At 69.9% G+C, this 19,772-nt stretch carries 18 protein-coding genes; 15 read left to right on the top strand and 3 right to left on the bottom strand.

Annotated features, from left to right (window positions below; genetic code table 11):
• Positions 1-160: 160 nt before the first annotated feature.
• The gene (locus ABT009_RS04545) at positions 161-1,048 is read right to left on the bottom strand and encodes a LysR family transcriptional regulator (protein WP_351289429.1); all 888 of its coding nucleotides are present in this window, start codon (positions 1,046-1,048) and stop codon (positions 161-163) included.
• A gap of 68 nt (positions 1,049-1,116) precedes the next feature.
• Here ABT009_RS04545 and ABT009_RS04550 point away from each other — a divergent pair, with 68 nt between their 5' ends.
• From ABT009_RS04550 to ABT009_RS04580, 7 genes are all read left to right on the top strand, one after another.
• Complete coding sequence (locus tag ABT009_RS04550; RefSeq protein WP_351289431.1) at positions 1,117-2,040, top strand: EamA family transporter; 924 nt, start codon at positions 1,117-1,119, stop codon at positions 2,038-2,040.
• 108 nt (positions 2,041-2,148) lie between these two features.
• Positions 2,149-2,799, top strand: coding sequence for a GntR family transcriptional regulator (locus ABT009_RS04555; protein WP_351289433.1), 651 nt, complete (start codon positions 2,149-2,151; stop codon positions 2,797-2,799).
• Positions 2,800-2,876: 77 nt separating this feature from the next.
• Positions 2,877-3,626, top strand: coding sequence for a PIG-L deacetylase family protein (locus ABT009_RS04560; protein WP_351289435.1), 750 nt, complete (start codon positions 2,877-2,879; stop codon positions 3,624-3,626).
• Between the two features lie 100 nt (positions 3,627-3,726).
• On the top strand, positions 3,727-4,431 hold the full coding sequence (locus ABT009_RS04565) for a 4-carboxy-4-hydroxy-2-oxoadipate aldolase/oxaloacetate decarboxylase (RefSeq protein ID WP_351289437.1): 705 nt from the start codon (positions 3,727-3,729) through the stop codon (positions 4,429-4,431).
• Between the two features lie 32 nt (positions 4,432-4,463).
• Entirely contained in the window at positions 4,464-5,549 is a 1,086-nt protein-coding gene (locus tag ABT009_RS04570; RefSeq protein ID WP_351289560.1) for a 4-oxalomesaconate tautomerase, read from the top strand.
• Positions 5,546-6,496, top strand: a complete 951-nt coding sequence (locus ABT009_RS04575; RefSeq protein ID WP_351289439.1) for a catechol 2,3-dioxygenase — start codon at positions 5,546-5,548, stop codon at positions 6,494-6,496. Before ABT009_RS04570 ends, ABT009_RS04575 begins: the two co-directional genes overlap by 4 nt.
• Before the next feature lie 297 nt (positions 6,497-6,793).
• Positions 6,794-8,119, top strand: a complete 1,326-nt coding sequence (locus ABT009_RS04580) for an MFS transporter (protein WP_351289441.1) — start codon at positions 6,794-6,796, stop codon at positions 8,117-8,119.
• Positions 8,120-8,261: 142 nt separating this feature from the next.
• Here ABT009_RS04580 and ABT009_RS04585 read toward each other — a convergent pair whose 3' ends face one another.
• Positions 8,262-8,666, bottom strand: a complete 405-nt coding sequence (locus tag ABT009_RS04585) for a cupin domain-containing protein (protein ID WP_351289443.1) — start codon at positions 8,664-8,666, stop codon at positions 8,262-8,264.
• Positions 8,667-8,882: 216 nt separating this feature from the next.
• On the opposite strand from ABT009_RS04585, the gene ABT009_RS04590 reads away from it, so the two are divergent.
• Positions 8,883-9,473 carry a carboxymuconolactone decarboxylase family protein gene (locus ABT009_RS04590; protein WP_351289562.1) on the top strand — a complete coding sequence of 197 codons (591 nt, stop codon included), beginning with the start codon at positions 8,883-8,885 and terminating at the stop codon, positions 9,471-9,473.
• Complete coding sequence (locus tag ABT009_RS04595) at positions 9,470-11,032, top strand: sugar ABC transporter ATP-binding protein (RefSeq protein ID WP_351289445.1); 1,563 nt, start codon at positions 9,470-9,472, stop codon at positions 11,030-11,032. Before ABT009_RS04590 ends, ABT009_RS04595 begins: the two co-directional genes overlap by 4 nt.
• 10 nt (positions 11,033-11,042) lie before the next feature.
• Here ABT009_RS04595 and ABT009_RS04600 read toward each other — a convergent pair whose 3' ends face one another.
• On the bottom strand, positions 11,043-12,863 hold the full coding sequence (locus ABT009_RS04600; protein WP_351289447.1) for a zinc ribbon domain-containing protein: 1,821 nt from the start codon (positions 12,861-12,863) through the stop codon (positions 11,043-11,045).
• Positions 12,864-13,182: 319 nt separating this feature from the next.
• On the opposite strand from ABT009_RS04600, the gene ABT009_RS04605 reads away from it, so the two are divergent.
• The 6 genes from ABT009_RS04605 (at position 13,183) to ABT009_RS04630 (ending at position 19,770) form a co-directional block, all read left to right on the top strand.
• Positions 13,183-14,202 (top strand): ABC transporter permease, encoded by a 1,020-nt coding sequence (locus tag ABT009_RS04605; RefSeq protein ID WP_351289449.1) that lies wholly within the window; start codon positions 13,183-13,185, stop codon positions 14,200-14,202.
• Between the two features lie 137 nt (positions 14,203-14,339).
• The gene (locus tag ABT009_RS04610; RefSeq protein ID WP_351289451.1) at positions 14,340-15,293 is read left to right on the top strand and encodes a sugar ABC transporter substrate-binding protein; all 954 of its coding nucleotides are present in this window, start codon (positions 14,340-14,342) and stop codon (positions 15,291-15,293) included.
• Positions 15,294-15,471: 178 nt separating this feature from the next.
• Entirely contained in the window at positions 15,472-16,383 is a 912-nt protein-coding gene (locus ABT009_RS04615) for a LysR family transcriptional regulator (protein WP_351289452.1), read from the top strand.
• A 138-nt stretch (positions 16,384-16,521) separates the two neighbouring features.
• Positions 16,522-17,439: a VOC family protein gene (locus ABT009_RS04620; RefSeq protein ID WP_351289454.1), complete on the top strand. Its 918-nt coding sequence runs from the start codon at positions 16,522-16,524 to the stop codon at positions 17,437-17,439.
• A 76-nt stretch (positions 17,440-17,515) separates the two neighbouring features.
• Complete coding sequence (locus tag ABT009_RS04625; RefSeq protein WP_351289456.1) at positions 17,516-18,985, top strand: NAD-dependent succinate-semialdehyde dehydrogenase; 1,470 nt, start codon at positions 17,516-17,518, stop codon at positions 18,983-18,985.
• Complete coding sequence (locus ABT009_RS04630; RefSeq protein WP_351289458.1) at positions 18,982-19,770, top strand: fumarylacetoacetate hydrolase family protein; 789 nt, start codon at positions 18,982-18,984, stop codon at positions 19,768-19,770. Before ABT009_RS04625 ends, ABT009_RS04630 begins: the two co-directional genes overlap by 4 nt.
• Positions 19,771-19,772: the final 2 nt, after the last annotated feature.

Below are 19,772 nucleotides of genomic sequence, written 5' to 3' on the forward strand. Positions count from 1 at the left end.
CCCAGGCGACGTCGGGCACCCTCCTCGGTTGGGTCTGCGGCCTGACCGACCAGCGTCCGGAGGGACGTGTCACGCGGGCTGACGGCTCCTGCCGTTCAGTACCAGGGCACGAAGGCGATTGGCTCCCAACGCTGAGCAACGCTCAGGCTCACTAAGCCAATCAGAGACGCTTCCGCTCGCTTGAGAGCCGATCCGCGCCCTGGCGATAGAGCTCCGTGAGCAGTTCGATCGCGGCCTGCGTTGCGGGGTGCGGGTCGTCCCGCCACCAGGCGAGCCGTACGGCGATCGGCTCGGCGTCGCGCACCGGCCGGTAGACGATGCCGGGGCGCGGGTACTGGTTCGCGGTGGACTCGGCGGTCATGCCGACGCAGCGGCCCGTGGAGATCACGGTGAGCCAGTCGTCGACGTCGTGCGTCTCCGCGGTCGCCGGGCGGGCGTCCGGGGGCCACAGTTCCGTGGTGGTGGTCCCGGTCCTGCGGTCAATCAGCAGCGTGCGCCCGCTGATGTCGGCCAGCCTGATCGAGCGGCGCCGGGCCAGCGGGTCGTCGGCGGCGATGGCGCACAGGCGCCGTTCCAGCCCCACGATGGCAGAGCCGAAGCGGCGGTCGTCCAGCGGCCTGCGTACCACCGCGAGATCGCAGGCACCCTCCGCCAGCCCGGCCGTGGCGGAGTTGACGCGGACGAGTTGCAGGTCCGTCTCGGGATGTGTGTCCGCCCATCGACGCTGAAAAGCGAGAGTATGGCGGCCGATCGCCGACCACGCATAGCCGACGCGTAGCCGGACATGGCCTGACGTCGCCTCCCGGACCAGGTCGTCGACCTCGCCGAGCACACGCCGGGCGTGCGCGACCACGCGCAGCCCGGTCCCGGTCGGCGTCACCTCGCGTGAGGTCCGCCGCAACAACCGCACCCCGAGGCTGCGTTCGAGCGAAGCCAGTGTGCGGGAAACGGCTGCCTGGGATACCCCGAGCGCGATGGCGGCATCGGTGAAACCGCCCTCGTCGACGATCGCGACGAGGCAGCGCAACTGCCGCAGCTCCACATCCATGACGCAAGCGTATAGATGCTCGCGATGATGCATTTTGTGCAAGCATGAAGTGGGCCCACGATGCGGGCATGCATGCAGCATCCGCACGCTCAGCAGCAGCTTCCGCGCACCGTTCTGCCTCGGCACCTTCGTCCCCGGAGCCTTCGTCCCCGGAGCCCGGCGGAAAGCGCCTCGCCGGTGTCGTCACCATGGTCGGCAGCGGCCTGTCCAACCAGATCGGTGCCGCGACCGGGTCGCTCGCCTTCCCCGTCCTCGGACCAGTCGGTGTCGTAGCGGTACGCCAGTACGTCGCCGCGATCGTCCTGTTCGCCGTCGGACGGCCTCGGCTGCGGACCTTCACCTGGCGGCAGTGGTGGCCTGTGGTGCTGCTGGCCCTGGTGTTCGGAACGATGAACCTGTCCCTGTACAGCGCGATCGACCGCATCGGTCTCGGGCTGGCGGTGACCCTGGAGTTCCTCGGCCCGCTCGCCATCGCCCTGGCCGCCTCACGCCGCCGACTGGACGCCTGCTGCGCGGTGATGGCCGCGGCAGGCGTCGTCACCCTGATGCGCCCGCAACCGTCTGCCGACTACCTCGGGATGGGCCTGGGCCTGCTGGCCGCCGTCTGCTGGGCGTCCTACATCCTGCTCAACCGCACCGTCGGCCGACGCATCCCCGGGGCACAGGGATCGGCGGCCGCGGCCGGGTTGTCCGCCCTGATGTTCCTGCCGGTCGGAATCTTCGTCGCCGTCGAGCACCCGCCTACCGCCGGGGCCGCCGCGTACGCCGTCGCCGCGGGCGTTCTCTCCTCAGCCGTGCCGTACCTCGCGGACCTGTTCACCCTGCGCCGCGTACCGGCGCGGGCGTTCGGGCTCTTCATGAGCGTCAACCCGGTCCTCGCGGCCGTGGTCGGATGGATCGTCCTTGGGCAGAGCCTGGGGTGGATCGAGTGGGCCGCCATCGCGGCCGTGGTCGCCGCCAACGCCGTCAGCATCCTCATGTCGCGCACCTGAGGAAGGCCGTGGAAACCGAAGCGCGTCGGCAACATGAAGAACAAAATTGTTGACAATCCTGTTGCCCTAGATTTAGCTTCGACAGGCACTCACTCAGGGAGGGCACGAATGCCGAAGGAAGCCCGTCCAGGCACCGGAGAGCAGGCCAAGCAGCATGCACTGGCGCAGCTGCGGCAGGCGATTCTGCGCGGCGAGATGGCACCGGCTCAGCGGCTGGTGGAGAACGAACTCGCCGAGCAGTTCGGTGTGACGCGCGCCAGCGTCCGGGCGGCGCTGATCGAGCTGGAGTCGGAGGGACTGGTCGAGCGGATCCGCAACCGCGGCTCGCGGGTGCGGGTGGTGACCGTGGAGGAAGCGGTCGCCATCACCGAGTGCCGCATGGTCCTCGAAGGGCTGTGCGCGGCCAAGGCGGCCGTCGCGGCCGGCGACGAGCAGCTGACCGAGCTGGCTGATCTGGGCACGGCGATGTCCAAGGCAGTGGCCGACGGCGAGCCGGTGACCTACTCGGAGCTCAACCAGCAACTCCACGCCCGGATCAGGGAGTTCTCCGACCAGCAGGTGGCCGTGGAGCTCCTGGAGCGGCTCAACGCCCAACTGGTGCGCCACCGTTTCCAGTTGGCGCTCAGGCCGGGTCGTCCGCAGCAGTCCCTGAGTGAACACCTGGCCATGATCGAGGCGATCAGGGCCAGGGACCCGCAGGCGGCCGAAGCGGCCGTCCGCGCCCACCTCGGCAGCGTGATCGAAGCGCTGCGAGACTGACGTACTGCGCGGCGGCGCGCTGTGTGACGGACGAGGCCGAGGCGGGCGCACACCTGTCCACCAAGGAGATTGCAGTAATGACGCACGGCAACGCGCCCGCCACCCCACGATCGACGCTCGTCATCACCGCGCACGCCGGGGACTTCGTGTGGCGGGCCGGGGGAGCCATCGCCCTGGCCGCATCGCGAGGCGAGAAGGTCACCATCGCGTGCCTGACCTTCGGCGAGCGCGGCGAGTCCGCCAAGGCGTGGCGCGAGGGCAAGAAGCTCGAGGAGATCAAGGCGATACGCCGGGACGAGGCGGAGCGTGCCGCAGCCACCCTCGGTGCCGAGGTCCGCTTCTTCGACGCCGGCGACTACCCGCTGATCGCCACGGCCGAGCTGACCGACAAGCTGGTCGAGGTCTACCGCGAGACCCAGCCGGACGTCGTCCTCACCCACCCCACCGAGGACCCGTACAACGGCGACCACCCGGCCGCCAACCGTATGGCGCTCGAGGCCCGCGTGCTGGCCCAGGCCATCGGCTACCCGGGTCCCGGCGGGATCATCGGCGCCCCGCCGGTCTTCTACTTCGAGCCGCACCAACCGGAGATGAGCGGCTTCAAGCCCGAGGTCCTGCTCGACATCACCGAGGAGTGGGAGACCAAGCGCAAGGCCATGGAGTGCCTCGGCGCCCAGCAGCACCTGTGGGACTACTACACCGACCTCGCCGTCCGCCGCGGCGTCCAGCTCAAGCGCAACGCCGGCCCGAACCTGGGTCTCGCGCACAAGACCATGGCCGAGGCGTACATGCGCCCCTACCCGCAGATCGCGAAGGAGCTGGCATGAGCGAGCTGAGGTGCAGCGGAGGCTGGGGGTCCGCGGAGCGAAGCGGAGTGGGTACCCGGCCGCAGCGGAGCCGAAGCGGAGCTCTGCAGAAGGAGGAAGCATGAGCGGCGTGATCGTCACCAACCCGCCGAAGGCGGATGCGAATGACGTCGCGGCGCTGGCCGGCTTCGGCGTGGCCACCGTCAGCGAGGCGATGGGCCGCACCGGTCTGCTCGGTCCGGAGATCCGCCCCATCCAGCAGGGCGTGCGGGCGGCCGGCACCGCCGTCACCGTGCTCAGCTGGCCCGGCGACAACCTCATGATCCACGCCGCGGTGGAGCAGTGCGGTGAGGGCGACATCCTGGTCGTCACCACCACCTCCCCCTCCACCGACGGCTTGTTCGGTGAGCTGTTCGCCACCGCGCTGCGCCGGCGCGGCGTGCGTGGTCTGATCATCAACGCGGGCATCCGGGACACCCAGGAGCTGCGCGAGATGGACTTTCCGGCCTGGTCCCGGGCCGTCTCCGCGCAGGGCACCGTCAAGGCCACCGGCGGTTCCGTGAACGTCCCGGTCGCCATCGACGGCCAGGTGATCCGCCCCGGCGACGTGATCCTCGCCGACGACGACGGTGTGGTGGTCGTCCCCCGGGAGCGAGCCCGTGTCACGGTCGAGGCGTCCGAGGCCCGCGAGGCCAAGGAGGCCAAGTCCCGCGCCGCCTTCCTCGACGGCGAACTGGGCCTGGACCGATATGGGTTGAGGGACACGCTGAAGCGGCTCGGCGTCGAGTACAAGACGTATGAGGAGTACGAGGGGGAGCGGTCGTGACCCGCGTGCCCGAGGAGGTGCGCTGCCTGCTGATGCGGGGCGGCACCTCCAAGGGCGCCTACTTCCTGGCCGAGGACCTGCCTGCCGACCCGGCCGTACGCGACGAGCTGCTGCTGCGCATCATGGGCAGCCCGGACGAGCGGCAGATCGACGGCCTGGGCGGCGCGCACCCGCTCACCAGCAAGGTGGCCGTGGTCTCGCCGTCGTCCGACCCGCGCGCCGACGTCGACTACCTCTTCCTCCAAGTGGTCGTCGACAAGCCCGAGGTGAGCGATCGGCAGAACTGCGGCAACATCCTGGCCGGCGTCGGACCGTTCGCCGTCGAGCGCGGTCTGGTCACGGCGGGGCAGGAGCGCACCTCTGTCCGTATGCGGATGGTCAACTCCGGCGACTACGCCACGGCGACCTTCCCGACCCCGGGCGGTCGGGTGCGGTATACCGGGGACGCCGAGATCTCGGGTGTGCCAGGCAAGGCCGCTGCCGTGGTGATCGAGTTCCCGCCCGGCGCCGGCCCCTTGCTGCCCACCGGCAACGTCCGCGACGTGGTCGACGGCACTCCGGTGACCTGCGTGGACAACGGCATGCCGACCGTGCTGATCGCGGCCTCCTCGCTCAAGGTGACCGGGTACGAGTCGCCCGCCGGGCTGGAGGCCGACCAGGAACTGGCCGATCGACTGCGCACGATCCGGTTGGGGGCGGGCCGCCTGATGGGCCTCGGTGACGTGTCGGCCGCCACCGTGCCCAAGCTCACCCTGCTCTCCGCGGCCCGCGACGGCGGCGCGATCTCCACCCGCACCTTCATTCCAGTGCGCTGTCACACCTCGATCGGTGTCCTGGGCGCAGCGAGTGTCGCTGCTGGTCTGCGAATCGAGGGTGCAGTCGGTGCGGAGCTCGCCGAGCTTCCCGGCCCGAATGCCCAGAGCGACCGAATCCGTATCGAACATCCCACGGGATTCCTCGACATCGAAAGCAGCCTCGGCAGCACCGCCGAAGGGCTGCCCTCCGCGCGCCGCACGGCTGTGGTCCGTACGGCCCGCAAGATCTTCGACGGCACCGTGTTCCCCAGGTCCGCCGAGACGGCACCGACAACCCCCCAACTCCCAGGAGGTCAACGATGACTCCGCCGCTCGGCGACATCGCCCACATCGGCCACACGCAGCTGTTCACCCCGGACCTGGACGCCAGTGTCGCCTTCTTCACCGACTATCTGGGGCTCACCGTCAACGGGCAGGACGGTGACACCGTCTATCTGCGGACCTTTGACGACTACGAGCACCACAGCCTGGTGCTCACCGCCCGTGAGCAGCCCGGCCTCGGCCGGCTCGCCCTGCGCACCTCGAGCGAGGAGGCCCTCCATCGCCGGGTGAAGGCGATCGAGGGGGCGGGCGGCACCGGGCAGTGGGTCGAGGACGAACCCGGCCTCGGCAAGCTGTATGTCACCACCGACCCGGACGGCCATGAGCACGCCCTGTACTGGGAGAGCGAGCACTACCAGGCGCCCGACGAGCTGAAGCCCGCGCTGAAGAACCAGCCGCAGGCCAAGCCCAACCGAGGCGTGGGCGTGCGCCGCCTGGACCACATCAACTTCCTCGCCTCCGACGTCCTCGCCAACGCGGAGTTCCAGGAACACCTCCTCGGGGCCAGGCCCACCGAGCAGATCCGGCTCGACAGCGGGAAGATCGCGGCGCGTTGGCTGACCTTCACCAACAAGTCGTACGACGTCGTCTACACCTCGGACTGGACCGGCTCCAGCGGGCGGCTGCACCACATCGCCTTCGCCACCGACACCCGCGAGGACATCCTGCGGGCCGCCGACCTCGCCATCGACGCCGGTGTGTTCATCGAGACCGGCCCGCACAAGCACGCCATCCAGCAGACGTTCTTCCTGTACGTCTACGAGCCGGGCGGCAACCGCATCGAGCTGTGCAACCCGCTCACGCGTCTGGTGCTGGCGCCCGACTGGCCGCTGATCACCTGGACCGAGGCCGAGCGGGCCAAGGGGCAGGCGTGGGGCCTGAAGACCATCGAGTCCTTCCACACGCACGGCACGCCGCCGCTCGCGTAGCCGGACCGCACAAAGGGGGTGGGTGCGCACAGCCGTGCGCGCCCACCCCCTTGCCGTACCCGCGGCTGCGGGTCTGTGTCTCCGGTCGCGTCTCCAGCTTCCGGGCAGGTCACACGGCCGGTCCCGGCAGTGTCGGCCAGATCGTGAATGAGATTGTTGACAAAAGCGTTGACACTCTTGGGGACGGGTCCTTAGCGTCTAGCGCACCAAGCACCAACGGGTCCGCCGCACGAGCCGCGTCGACCCCTCACTGATCCCCTCCAGGGAACCGCCTCCTTGGACGAGAGGAAAACAAAGATGTCCTCCTCCCCCGCGCTGTCCGCCCGCGGCAGCAGATTGGCCGCACTGGTCGTCGTTCTGTGCTGGCTGGCCGTGCTCTTCGACGGCCTCGACATGTTCATCTACGGCTCGGTGCTGCCCCACATGCTGGAGAGCAAGGCTCTCGGCATCACCCCGGACCGGGCTGGTGACCTTGGCAGTTACGCCACCTTCGGCATGTTGGTCGGTGCTTTGACCGCGGGGACGGTCGCCGACCGGATCGGCCGCAAGAAGCTGATGGTCGCCTGCGTCACGCTCTTCTCGCTGGCCTCCGGCCTGTGCGCGATAGCGGGCAGCGTGTCGGTCTTCGGACTCGGCCGGACCCTCGCCGGCGTCGGCCTCGGCGGCCTGCTCCCGACCGCGATCAGCATGGTGTCGGACTACGCCGGCCGCGGCCGCGGCGCCCTCACCATCGGCGTGCTGATGACCGCCCACCATGCCGGCGGCATCCTCTCCGCCTACGTCGCCAAGTGGCTCGTGGAACCCGCCGGCTGGCGCGCCGCCTTCTGGGTCTGCGTGGCCCCGCTGCTCTTCGTCCCGGTGCTCGCCAAGGCCATGCCCGAGTCGCTGAGCTTCCTGGTCGCCAAGGGGCGCTCCGATGAGGCCCGAGCGCTGGCCGACCGCTACGAGGTCGAGCTGCCGGCCGCGTCCGGCAAGCAGGCCGCAGGCGACCGCTGGAACGCCCTTGTCAACCTCTTCCGCGGCGGCGAGTGGCTGCAGACCCTGCTGTACTGGCTGGCCTCCTTCGGCGGCCTGCTACTCGTCTACGGCGTTGCCACCTGGCTGCCCACCCTGATGCGCAGCGAGGGCTACAACCTCGGCTCGGCGCTGACCTTTGTCGTGCTGTTCAACCTGGGCGGCATCGTGGGCATGCTGGTCGCCGGCCGTGCCGCGGACTGCTTCGGCGCCCCGCGCATCTCGGCGATCTGGTTCGCGCTGACGGCGGCCGGTGTCTTCCTGCTCAGCGTCCACATGCCGCTGGGCGTGACCTTCCTGGTCGTCTTCCTCACCGGCGTGTTCCTCAACAGCGCCCAGACGATGATCTACGCGACGGTGTCGATCCGCTCCACTCCCGACAGCCGCGCCACGGCCGTCGGCTGGACCTCCGGCATGGGCCGCTTCGGTGCCGTCTTCGGCCCGTGGCTCGGCGGCCAGCTGCTCGCCGCGGGCCACGGCGACTGGGGCTTCACCGCCTTCGCGATCGCCGGGGTGTCCTCCATGGTCTTCATCGGCATCGCCGCCCTGCGCACCTCGAAGTCGGCCGCGCAGAGCGGCGCTCAGCAGGGTCTGGTCACGACACACTGACCGGGCCGACCTGCGTCGGACGGCCCCTTGCCGGGGCCGCGGACCACAGGGGGCAAGGACGAACACCGGCCATCGCACGAGACGCGGGGGCCGGCGTTCGGCGTGTGGGCAGGGGTGACGGGTGAGGTCCTCGCGGGCCGGCTCAGCCCATCTGGTCCTCGACCGACAGGTGTTCCACCGTCTTGCCGGTCTCCGAGAACGTCCGCGTCACATGGCCCGATGTGTACACCCACAGGATGCGCAGGGGACGGTCGCCGATGTTCCGGAACAGGTGCGGGATGGGGGAGGGGACGTACGTCGTGTCGAACTGCTCCAGCTTCGTCACCTCGCCGTCGACCACCACCTCCGCCTCGCCCTCGAGGATCGTGACGTGCTCGTCGCAGTTGTGCGAGTGCAGCGGCGCCCCCGAGCCCACCGGATACACACTCATGCCGCTCGTGATCCGGTTCTCACCGCCCGCGGACGTCGCGGTGACGAGAGGGGTCGTCACGACGGCGCCTCCTCGGTCGAGGAGGGGCACGGACGCGGCCTTGATGATGACGGTCATCCCGGATTCCTTTCAACGGCTTGCGTCGAGAGACGTTAGGAGCCCTTCTCGCGAATGGCTGCGTTCTGGCGTGCAGGTTTACCTTGCACTCCGGGAGGGGTGAGGTTCTCGCCACCGCAGGTACGGTCAGCAGCCGTCGCACGGCGAAACCGGACCGTGCCTGGATTGCGAAGGCGGATCTCGGCCATGAGGCTCCCCGTACTCACCGATGAGGATATGAACCCGCGCCAGAAGGAGCTGGCCGGGAGGATCGCGGGGCGACGCGGTGCCGTTCGCGGCCCGTTCCGGGTCTGGCTGCACAGCCCGGAGATGTGCGAACGCGCCGAGTCGCTCGGTGCGTTCGCCCGCTTCGACTGCAGCCTCCCCAAGCACCTGCGCGAGTTGACCCTGCTGATGGCGGCCCGCAACTGGGACGCCCAGTACTCCTGGAACGCGCACGTGCACCAGGCGATCGAGGCCGGCATTCCGGAGGCCGCGGTCAAGGCGATCGCCGAGAAGCGCGAGGCGCACTTCGAGGACGAGGCCGACGCGGCCTTCTACGCGTTCTGCCGCGAGATCCTGGAAGACCACTTCGTCTCGGACGAGACTTTCGCCCGCGCCCACGCCCACTTCGGCTCCCGCGGCCTGGTCGACACGATCGGCGCGCTCGGCAACTTCACGATGCTCGGGATGTGCCTCAACACCTTCCAGGTCGACCTCCAGCCCGACCGTGAGCCCCCGTTCCCGGACATCCGCGGCTACGCCCGCGTTGCCCCCGGGGAGGGCACGGCCGAGGAGGCCGCCGACGGGGACGGCGCACGGCCGTGACCGCCGCAGCAGTTCCGCACAGCCGCGGTCAGGGAGGGACCGACGCGATCGCGACGGCACCGGACGAGGGCCGCGCGCCCCTGGTACAGGTACGCGGCGTCACCAAGAGGTTCGGCGGCGCGGCCGCGCTCAAGGGCGTCGGCCTGGAGCTGTACCCGGGTGAGGTGCACGCGCTGATGGGCATGAACGGGGCCGGCAAGTCCACCCTCGTCCAGGTCCTGTGCGGGGTCCACCAGCCCGACGAGGGAATCCTCGAGGTCTCCGGCCACGCGCACTCCTCGCTGACCGTGCGCCGCGCCCGGCACCTGGGCATCAGCATGGTTCCGCAGCGCCGCGAGCTCGCCATGGGGCTCACCGTCGCCGAGAACGTCATGCTCGGCGCGCTGCCCAGGCGGCGCGGCGCCGTGCACTGGACCTCGGTCCGCGAGGAGGCCGCGCGCGCCCTGGCCGAGCTCGGCATCGACATCGACGTCACACGCCCGGCCGGTGAACTGACCGTCGCCGAGCAGACCATGGTCGAGGTGGCACGTGAGGTGCGCCGCGGCGGCCGGGTGCTGATCCTGGACGAGCCCACCGCCTGCCTCGGGGCCAAGGACGCGGCCCGCATCCGGGAGTTGGTGCACACCCTGCGCGACGAGGGTGTCGCCGTCGTCTACATCTCGCACTACATCGATGAGGTGATGGCGGTCGCCGACCGCCTCACCGTCCTGCGCGACGGCGAAGTGGTCACCAGCGCGCCCGCCGCCGACCTCGACCCCGCGGGTCTGGTGCGCGCCATGGTCGGGCGCGAGGTGGTCTCGCACCGCCCCGAACGGCCCGCTCCCAAGGACGAGATCGGACTCTCCGTCCGCGGTCTCAGCCAGGGCCGGACCATCAGGGACTTCGCAGTCGACGTCCGCAAGGGCGAAGTCGTCGCCGTACTCGGCCCCGCCGGGGACGCACAGTCCCGCCTGTTCGACCTGCTCTCCGGGCGGACGCGGCCCGAACGCGGCGAACTGAGCGTCGACGGCGGGCCCGTACCGCTCGGGCGGGTGGCCGCATCGCTCGCCGGCGGGCTGCGCTGCGTCACCGGCGACCGCCGCGCCCTCGGTCTGGTCCAGGGTCTGTCCGTCGACGAGAACCTGATGCTCGCCGAGGACCGCTTCCACCGCAGGCGGCTGCACCGGCGCGGCGAACTGGCCCGCCGGGCGGCCCCCCGCCGCCGGAGCTATGGCGTGGTCACGCTGGGCGACGACCCGCCGGTCGGCAGCCTGTCCGGCGGCAACCAGCAGAAGGTCCTGCTGGCCAAGTGGCTGGAGACCAACCCCGCCGCCTGCTTCCTGGAAGACCCCACCAACGGCGTGGACGTGGCCGCCGTGGCGGAGATCCACACCCTCGTCGACGAACTGGCCTCGCGCGGCGTCGCCGTACTGCTCGCCTCCTCATCGGCGGAGGAGGTGATGCGCCTGGCCGACCGGGTCCTGGTGGTCCGGGCGGGGCGCACCGTCGCGGAGTACGACATCACCGCCATCACCCACGACGAACTCGTCGCCACCGCACTCGGAGGACAGCAGCAGTGAGCGTCTCTGATCAGTTCAGCGATCCCATGCAAGACGTAGTGTCTGGCGCGGGTTCTGCCCACCGTGGAGGCGTGGCGTGAGCGTGCAGGTGGAAGCCCGCGCCCAGTGCTGCTCCTCGTGGCCTGTGTCGGCTGGTGGGTGTGCTGATCGTCGTCACGCCCTGGTGCCGGTGGGCTGCGCGGGGCAGCCTCATCCGGCCCGTTGGTGCGTGTCCCTCCGGACGCTTGCCCGCCGGCCCCTGCGGGCCGGTGGGGGAGGGTGCCCTGCGTCGCCTGGGCGCGGGGCGTGTGGAACGGGGCCGGGTGGGTCCGGTCTTGGAGCGGTCCTTCCGGCTTGTCTCGGTGGTGGTCGGGGTGACCATGGCATTGGTTTCGAGCTGGTCCACCACTGTGCGGATGGCCATGGTGCCGCTGGCGCGGTTGACGACGGTCTTGGCCTGGTGGGTGAGGCCGCGTGCGGCGATGCGCTGCCACGCGCCGGTGTCGCGGTCGCCCTGCCAGCCGCAGTCCGGGTTCGGGCACAGGGCCCATTTCCAGCCGGGTGTGGTGGGCCGGTTTGGTGCTTTGCGGTGCCGCAGCGGGGTGAGGCACTGGGGGCAGTGCTTGGAGGTGTTGCGGGCCGGGACGGTGACTACGGCGATGCACACCTCGGCTGCGAGGTGCCGTATGCGGTCGAGGATCTGCCCGCGCACCTGCTGGGACAGGCGTGTGTTGATGCTGCGGTCCATGCCGCGCGCTTCCATGGAGCGGAGGTCTTCTACATAGACCACGCTCGCGCCTGCGGCGATGGCCTGATCAACCGTCCAGCGGGCGGCGGACCAGGCGAGCGCGTCGTTGAGGTTCGAGCGGCGGTCGGATACGTGCCGGATCTCCTCGGAGAGCACATGGTGCTTGGCCGCCAGCGGGTGCTGCGCGTCTCCGGCCATGAGTCGCTGGTGTTGGTCGGTCTTGGCGTGCAGGCGCTCGGACAGGCGGCGCAGGCGGTGCTGTTTCGCCAGGACGCCGGCGGCGCGGAGCATGCCCCCGCTGCCGAGGGCAGTGATACGCCCATTGTCGTCAAGCCGGACAGCCCCGGTGGCCAACAGTGTATTGAGGCCCCAGTCCACGCCGAGTGCGACCGAGTGCCCGGTGCGATGCGTCTTGGGAACAGGGTGGGTGTAGGCGAGATCGGCCCGCACTCTGCCTTGGTGGATGCGCAGGGTGGGCAGGTGCAGTACCGCGTTCGCGGGGATGGTGGGCGGCAGCGTGACGGGGCAGGCGACCCATGTCCAGTCCCGGTAGGAGCGCGGGTCGGGGCGGCTGGGCAGTTGCAGGCGCAGCAGTGCCCGGCCCGGCTCGTCGCCGCGCTCGAGCGTGGCCTGATGCCCGTCGCACGCCGACAGCAGCAGCATCCGGGCGGTCCGGGGTGTCGGCTCCAGCTCGAACACGTCAACCGGGAGACGCCCGTGTTGCCCCTCGAAGGCGGAGGCCTGCCGGGTGCGGGACTTGACCACCGTGGACGGCAGGGACTGCCCGCCGGGCACCGCCACGCGGACGGCATCCCATTCCCCACCCGTGCGCTTAGCCGGATCAGCGGGCCAGGTCGCGAGAACTCCGGCGGTGAGGTCGGCCCGCCACTTCGCCGCCCGCAGCGTGCGCCCGGCCTGTTCCTGAGCCATGCGCACGATGCGGTCGTTGACCTTCACACCCGCGGGCGGAGCTGTGGTCCAGCCCAGACGCCGCAGGGCCATCCAGGCGTTCGACGGCAGCTTTCGACCGCCCGCATCCTGACCGGAGGCGAGCAGGTCCACGTCGATGGTGTTCCAATGCTCGGCGAGCAGCGCACCGGCCATGCCGGACACAGACCCGCAGCCCAGCCAACCCGCTCCGCCAGCACCGATGCAGGCAGCAGCTCGCCGGTCTTGTCGTCAACTGCGGTGCGCAGGACGGCACGGGCACATGCGGTGCGGGCAGTCTCGCCCTGGGCGAGCGGCAGTTTCCGGCTCATCGATGCCCCTCCCCACCCGTGATGCTGTCATCCGATCAACGACACCCCCCACGAAAAGGTCACGCATTCGATCCACGCACTCACATGCGACACCGACGCTGGTGCCGGACATACGGCATCACCCCGATGAGAGAACACAACACTACGGATACCAAAGGAAAAGCGTGAGCCTCAAAACCCCATCCGCCGCCCCGGACGCGGTGGCGGCCGCGCCGCCGGAGCGCACCGCATCCCGCCTGACGCCCAGGGCCCTGCTGCACGTCCCGCACGGCGGCCTCGTCGTCGTTCTCGTCCTGGTGGCCGTGTTCACCGCCCTGCAGGCGGACTCGTTCACCAGCTCGCAGAACCTGCTCAACGTCACGCGGCAGATCAGCGTGACCGCCGTCATCGCGGCCGGGCTCACCCTGCTGATGACCGCGGGCGGCATGGACTTCTCCATGGGCAGCAACGCGGCGGTCACCCTGTCGGTGGCCGCGCAGTTCCTCTCCAAAGGGCACTCCACGGCCGTGACCGTGGTCGCCAGCCTGCTCCTGGCCTCCGTGATCGGCCTGGTCAACGGGCTGGTGGTGACCTTCACGAGGGTCGCGCCGTTCGTCGCGACGCTGGCCACGGCCATGCTGCTCGACGGTGTCGCCCTTCTCGTGCTCAACGGCGAGAGCATCTCCATCGGCGTCAAGATGTCGGCGCTGGGCAACTCGAGCCTCCTGGGCATCCCGTACCTGCTGATAGTGGCGCTCCTGGTCCTCGCGCTGATCGGCCTGGCCATGCGGTTCGCCACCTTCGGCCGCGACGCCTTCGCGATGGGCGGCAACGAGCACGTCGCCCGCCTGAGCGGCATCAACGTCTCCGGGCGCAAGCTCGCCCTGTACGCGCTCGCAGGCGCACTCGCGGGCCTGGCCGGGTTGATGCTGCTGTCGCGGCTCGGCGCTGCCGCGCCCAACACCGGCGGCCTGCAGCTCCAGCTCACCGCCGTCGCCGCGGTGGTGATCGGCGGCACCTCGCTGGCGGGAGGCCACGGCACCATCCCCGGGACGATCCTCGGCGTGATGCTGCTCGGCGTCGTCGCCAACGCCCTCAACCTGCTCCAGGTCAACAGTTACTACCAGTTCGTCGTTACCGGCGCGGTGCTGCTGCTCGCGGCCATCGTCAACGAGTTCCAGCGCAAGTCCGCGCCGGGCCATTGAGGGCGCGCGGCCTCATACGCGTAATTCGCGCCTCTTGTCCGTGGGTTCCATACCCGGATGTTCCATACCCGGTCGTTCCATACCCGCAGGTCCCGTACCCGCACCTTCTCTTCAACGATGCAGGAAAGGCCAACCCCATGAAGCCCACCGCCCGCTCCCGCCGCACCGTCGCGGCATCGCTTGTCGGCGCCGCCGCCTTGGTGCTGTCCGGCTGCGGCTCGGATAACGAAAGCGGGAGCGACGACTCCGTCACCCTCGGGTTCGTCAACGGCGCCAACACGCACTTCCACTCCTGTCTTCTGAAGTCCGTCGAGCAGACGGCGAAGGAGAAGGGGGCCAAGCTCTACTCGGCCAACTCCAAGCAGGACGCCGGGACCGAGCTGTCCAACATCGAGGACATGATCTCCCGGAATGTGGACGCCCTGATCGTGCAGACGGTCAATGTCGACGCCCTGGAAGGCGACATAGCCAAGGCCAAGAGCGCCGGTATCCCGATCTATCTGACCTCCGTGGCCACTGACGACATGTCGAACGTGCTGGGTGCTGCCGTCGTCGACCTGAAGAAGGTCGGCGCCCTGGACGCCGGGTGGATCGCCAAGGACGCGGGCGGCAAGGACGTCACGGTCGGGATCGTCGCCGGCGCCCCGGGCGCCGCCTCCGACCTGCTGGTCGGCGGCTTCAAGGGAGCCCTGCCGGCCACTGCGAAGGTCGTCGCCAACCAGCCCGGTATGTTCAACCCGGCCAAGGCGCAGGACGTCGCCGAGAACATGATCCAGGCCCACCCCGACCTGGACTACGCGTTCGTCGCCAACGAGGAGATGGCCTTCGCCGTCCGCAAGGCCTTCGACGCCGCCGGTGCCAAGGGCGTCAAGATCGTCTCGGTGAACGGCACCGAGGACGGTATCGCCGCCGTCAAGTCCGGAGAGCTCTCCGCGACCGTCGCCAACTCTGCCCTGGTCATCGGGCAGACCGCCGTCGAACAGACGGTTGACCTTCTTGGCGACAAGAAGGTTGACAAGGTCAGTAAGGTTCCCCTTACTTTGATCACGAAAGACAACCTGGACGAGGCGCCGCAGTACTGCCCGAAGTAATGCCGGGTGCGGTGCGCCCGTCTCCCTGCACGGCAACGGCTCCGCCGCGCAAGGCGCCCCGCCCCCTCCCGGGCACGGACGGCACATGTGCCGTCCGTGCCCGTCGGCACCACCCGCACCACCCGCACGTTCGACCGGCCCGGGACTCGGCAGACCCAGGGCCATTGGAGGGACCACCATGGACCGCCTGCTCGTCATGCACAGCTTCGTCACCGTCGCCCAAGTGGGCTCCTTCAGCGGCGCGGCCAAGAAGCTCGGCTCCTCGGGGTCCCTCGTCTCCAGACACGTCGCCGAACTTGAGCGGCAGCTGGGCGTACGCCTGGTCAACCGCACCGCCCGCTCGGTGAGCCTCACCGAGCCGGGCCAGCGCTACGCGGCCTTCGCCGCACGGATACTCGAGGAAATAGACGCCGAGGACGCCGGCATAGCGCATCTCCACGACCGTGCCGAAGGAACCCTCAGCATCATCTGTCCCAAATGGATAGGCAGCCTGGACCTGGGCGACGCGATAGCGGCGTTCTCCGCGGCTCACCCGAAAATCCAGGTCCGCTTCGAACTCGGCGGAATATCCGACCGCACCTACGACTTCCTGGACAGCGGATTCGACATCGCCTTCCACACCCGTGACCTGAGGGACTCCAGTGTCCGGCTGAAGAAGATCGCCTCACTGCCGTTCGTGCTCTGCGCCTCCGGCGACTACCTCGCTGCCAACGGCACCCTGCAGGAGCCCAACGACATCGGCGCCCACGAATGCCTCGTGCACGTCAACGACCCTGTCTGGCGCCTCGGCCACGGACACACCTCGACCCTGCACAAGATCCGCAACATCGCCTTCCAGTCCAACTCCTACATCGCCCTGCAGAAGGCGGCCGTTTACGGCCGCGGCATCGCCCTGCTGCCCCAGCGGCCCGCCTACGACGACCTGGTCTCCGGCGCACTGGAGGTCCTGCTCCCCGACGTCCCGGTGCCGGACCGCCCGCTGTACGCGATCTACGGTCCCGGGCAGGCGACCCCGCGCAAGATCGGCGTATTTCTGGAGTTCCTGACCGACTGGTTCTCCAGGAATCCCATCCCGAGCATCAAGCGATGAGGACGGGCGCGGGGTTCGCAAACAAGGCTTGCAGACCCTGCGCGGCGCGGCCGTTGAGGCGGCCTGACGGCACATCTACGATCACCGGGAATCGGTGGCCGGGAGAATTCCTGGCAGCGAACGGGAAATGAGGAACCGATGGGCATCCAGCGCATAGAGGCGGTCACCTACAGCATCGACAACCTCGAGGAATGCATCCGTTTCTTTACGGACTTCGGCCTTTTTCTGGTGGAACAGACCGACGAGCACGCCGTCTTCGAGACGCTCGCCGGCCAGGCCCTCCACCTGGAGACCAGGCCCGGCCCATGGCTCCCGGAGCCCGTCGAGTCAGGACCCACCCTGCGCGAGGTGGTCTGGGGCGTGGACACCCCCGAGGAGCTGGCCCGGCTGGTGGCCGAGGCGGGGCGCGACCGCACCGTGCGCCAGAGCGCCGACGGCGTCCACCACACCGTCGACGAGACCGGCTTCGGCGTCGGCCTCACCCTCGCCCGGCCCCGCAAGCTCGCCGTCGAACCCCGCCCCGCCAACGTCTCGGGCACCGTCCGGCGGTGGAACACAGCACTGGACACCGTCGGCCAGGTCCGGCCGCTGCGCATGTGCCACGTCGCGCTCAACATCCCCAAGCAGGGCCGCGAGGAGGCTGTCGCCTTCTACACCGAGCGCCTCGGTTTCCGCCCCACCGACGTCGTCGAGCCGATGGGCGTCTTCATGCAGGCACCCGGCGACGACGACCAGCACACCTTCCTGCTCTGCCACCGCCCCGACCGGGCCGAGGTCAACCACGTCGCCTACGAGGTGCCTGGCTTCGACGACGTCATCGAGGGCGGCAACCACATGATCGAACGCGGCTGGCGCGAGGCCCGCAAGCTCGGCCGGCACACCATCGGCTCCAACGTCTTCCGCTTCCTGCACGCCCCGTGCGGCGGCCGCGTCGAGTACGCGGCCGACATGGACCGCGTCGACGACAGCTACGAGACCCGCATGCACAAGACCGCGCCTCCGCACACCATCTGGGCGCTGCGCACCAACCGCGACGCCGAGGCCCGGGCCCGCTGAGCGGAGCCGGGACAGGCGCGCCGCACCCGGTGCCGCTCCATCTTTTCTTTCGCGAGCCTGAAAGGGCATTGCACCCATGAGCACTGAGACCGTGACCGAGACCGGATATCCCACCGTCAACCTGTATATAGCGGGTGAGTGGTGTCAGGGAGGCGGCGGTCAGACCGCCCCCGTCGTCAACCCCGCCACCGAAGAGGCGATCGGCGAGGTCCCGCTCGCCACCACCGACGACCTGGACCGCGCGCTCGCCGCGGCTGAAGAGGGCTTCCGCACCTGGCGCGACACTCCGATCGCCCGCCGCACCGCGATCCTGCACCGGGCCGCCGACCTGCTCACCGAACGCGCCGCCGAAGTCGGCCGGATCATGACCCTGGAGCAGGGCAAGCCGCTCGCCGAGGCCACCGGCGAGGCCCGCCGCGTTGCCGAAACGCTGCGCTGGCACGCCGACGACGCCCGCCGCGCTTACGGCCGCGTCATCCCCTCCGAGCCCGGCACCCTGCTCACCGTGCGCCGCGAACCCGTCGGCCCGGTCGCCGCCTTCACGCCGTGGAACTTCCCCGCGGGCGGGCCGATGCGGAAGATCTCCTCCGCGCTCTCCGCCGGCTGCTCCATCATCATCAAGGCCTCGGAGGAGACCCCCGCCACTGCCTGCGCGCTGGTGCGCTGCTTCGTGGACGCGGGCGTCCCGGCCGGTGTGCTCAACCTCGTCTTCGGAGAGCCCGCCGAGGTCTCGGCCCACCTGATCGCCTCCCCGATCACCCGCCTCGTTGCGTTCACCGGCTCGGTCCCCGTCGGCAAGCTGCTCGCCGCCCAGGCCGGGCAGGTCATGAAGCCGACCCTGATGGAGCTGGGCGGCCACGCCCCGGTGATCGTCTGCGCGGACGCCGATCCCGTCGAGGCCGCCCGCCGCGCCGCCCAGGCCAAGTTCGCCAACGCCGGCCAGGTGTGCACCTCGCCCAGCCGTTTCCTCGTCCACGAGAGCCTCTACGAGAACTTCACCGCCGAGTTCGTAAAGGCCGCCGAGGCGGTCGCGGTCGGCGACGGCCTCACCGAGGGCACCACCATGGGCCCGCTCGCCAACGACCGGCGCCTGGCCGCCCTGGAGCGCCTGACCGCCGACGCCGTCAAGCGCGGCGCCACCGTCCGCACCGGCGGCACCCGCCTGGAGCGGCCCGGCTACTTCTTCGCGCCGACCGTCCTGACCGACGTCCCCGCGGACGCGGAACTGATGATTGAGGAGCCCTTCGGCCCGATTGCCCCCATCGTCCCCTTCACCGACCTGAACGAGGCGCTGGCAACCGCCAACTCCCTCCCGTACGGCCTGGCCGCATATACCTTCACCGAGTCGGCCGCCACCGCCGAGTACGTCACGCGCGCGCTGGAGGCCGGCATCCTCTCCGTCAACCACTGCGGCGGCTCCGTCCACGAGGCGCCCTCCGGCGGCGTCAAGGACAGCGGCTACGGCCGCGAAGGCGGCCCGGAGGCCCTGGACTCCTACCTGATCACTAAGCGGATCTCGCACCGGCTGGGGGCGCCCGCCGTATGAGGTACGCCCGGATCGAGATCGATGGGCGACCGAGTTGGGCCCGGGTCGACGGAGACGTCCTCGAGCTGCTCTCCGGCTCTCCGCTGGATGGCATCCCGCAGGTAACCGGCAAGATCGCGGTGGCCGGGGTGCGCTGGCTGCCCCCGGTGGTCCCGCCCGTCTTCTACGCCGTCGGCATGAACTACACCCGGCACATCGAGCACGCCCGCGCCCTCGGCGACGCCAAGGCGGTCACCCCGGAGCGCCCGGAGATCGGCTACCGCGCCAACAACGCGCTCACCGGACACGGCTCGCCCATCGTCAAGCCCAGGGAGGTCACCGGCCGCTTCGAAGCCGAGCCCGAACTGGTCGCCGTCATCGGCCGCACCGTCCGCCACGCCTCGTACGACGAGGCCCGCGAGGCCGTCTTCGGCTGGACCATCGGCAACGACATCAGCGCCCGCACCTGGCAGTACCAGGACCGCACGTTCTGGCGCAGCAAGAACAGCGACACCTTCAAGCCGATGGGCCCCTGGATCGAGACCTCCGTCGACGCCCTCGCCCAGACCACCACCCTGCGGGTGAACGGCGAGACGCGGGCCGAGTTCGCCACCGGCGGCATGGTCTTCGACCCCTACGACTTCATCGTCGAGATGAGCCGGCACCTCACCCTGCACCCCGGCGACGTCCTGTGGATGGGCGCCGAGGCCACCTGCCAACTGGAGCCCGGCGACACCGTCGAGATCGAGATCAGCGGCATCGGCGCGCTGTCCAACCCCGTGCACGAGGAGCCGGACCTCCCTTGAAC

The sequence above is a fragment of the Streptomyces sp. NPDC002896 genome (assembly GCF_040295225.1).
Lineage (GTDB): Bacteria > Actinomycetota > Actinomycetes > Streptomycetales > Streptomycetaceae > Streptomyces.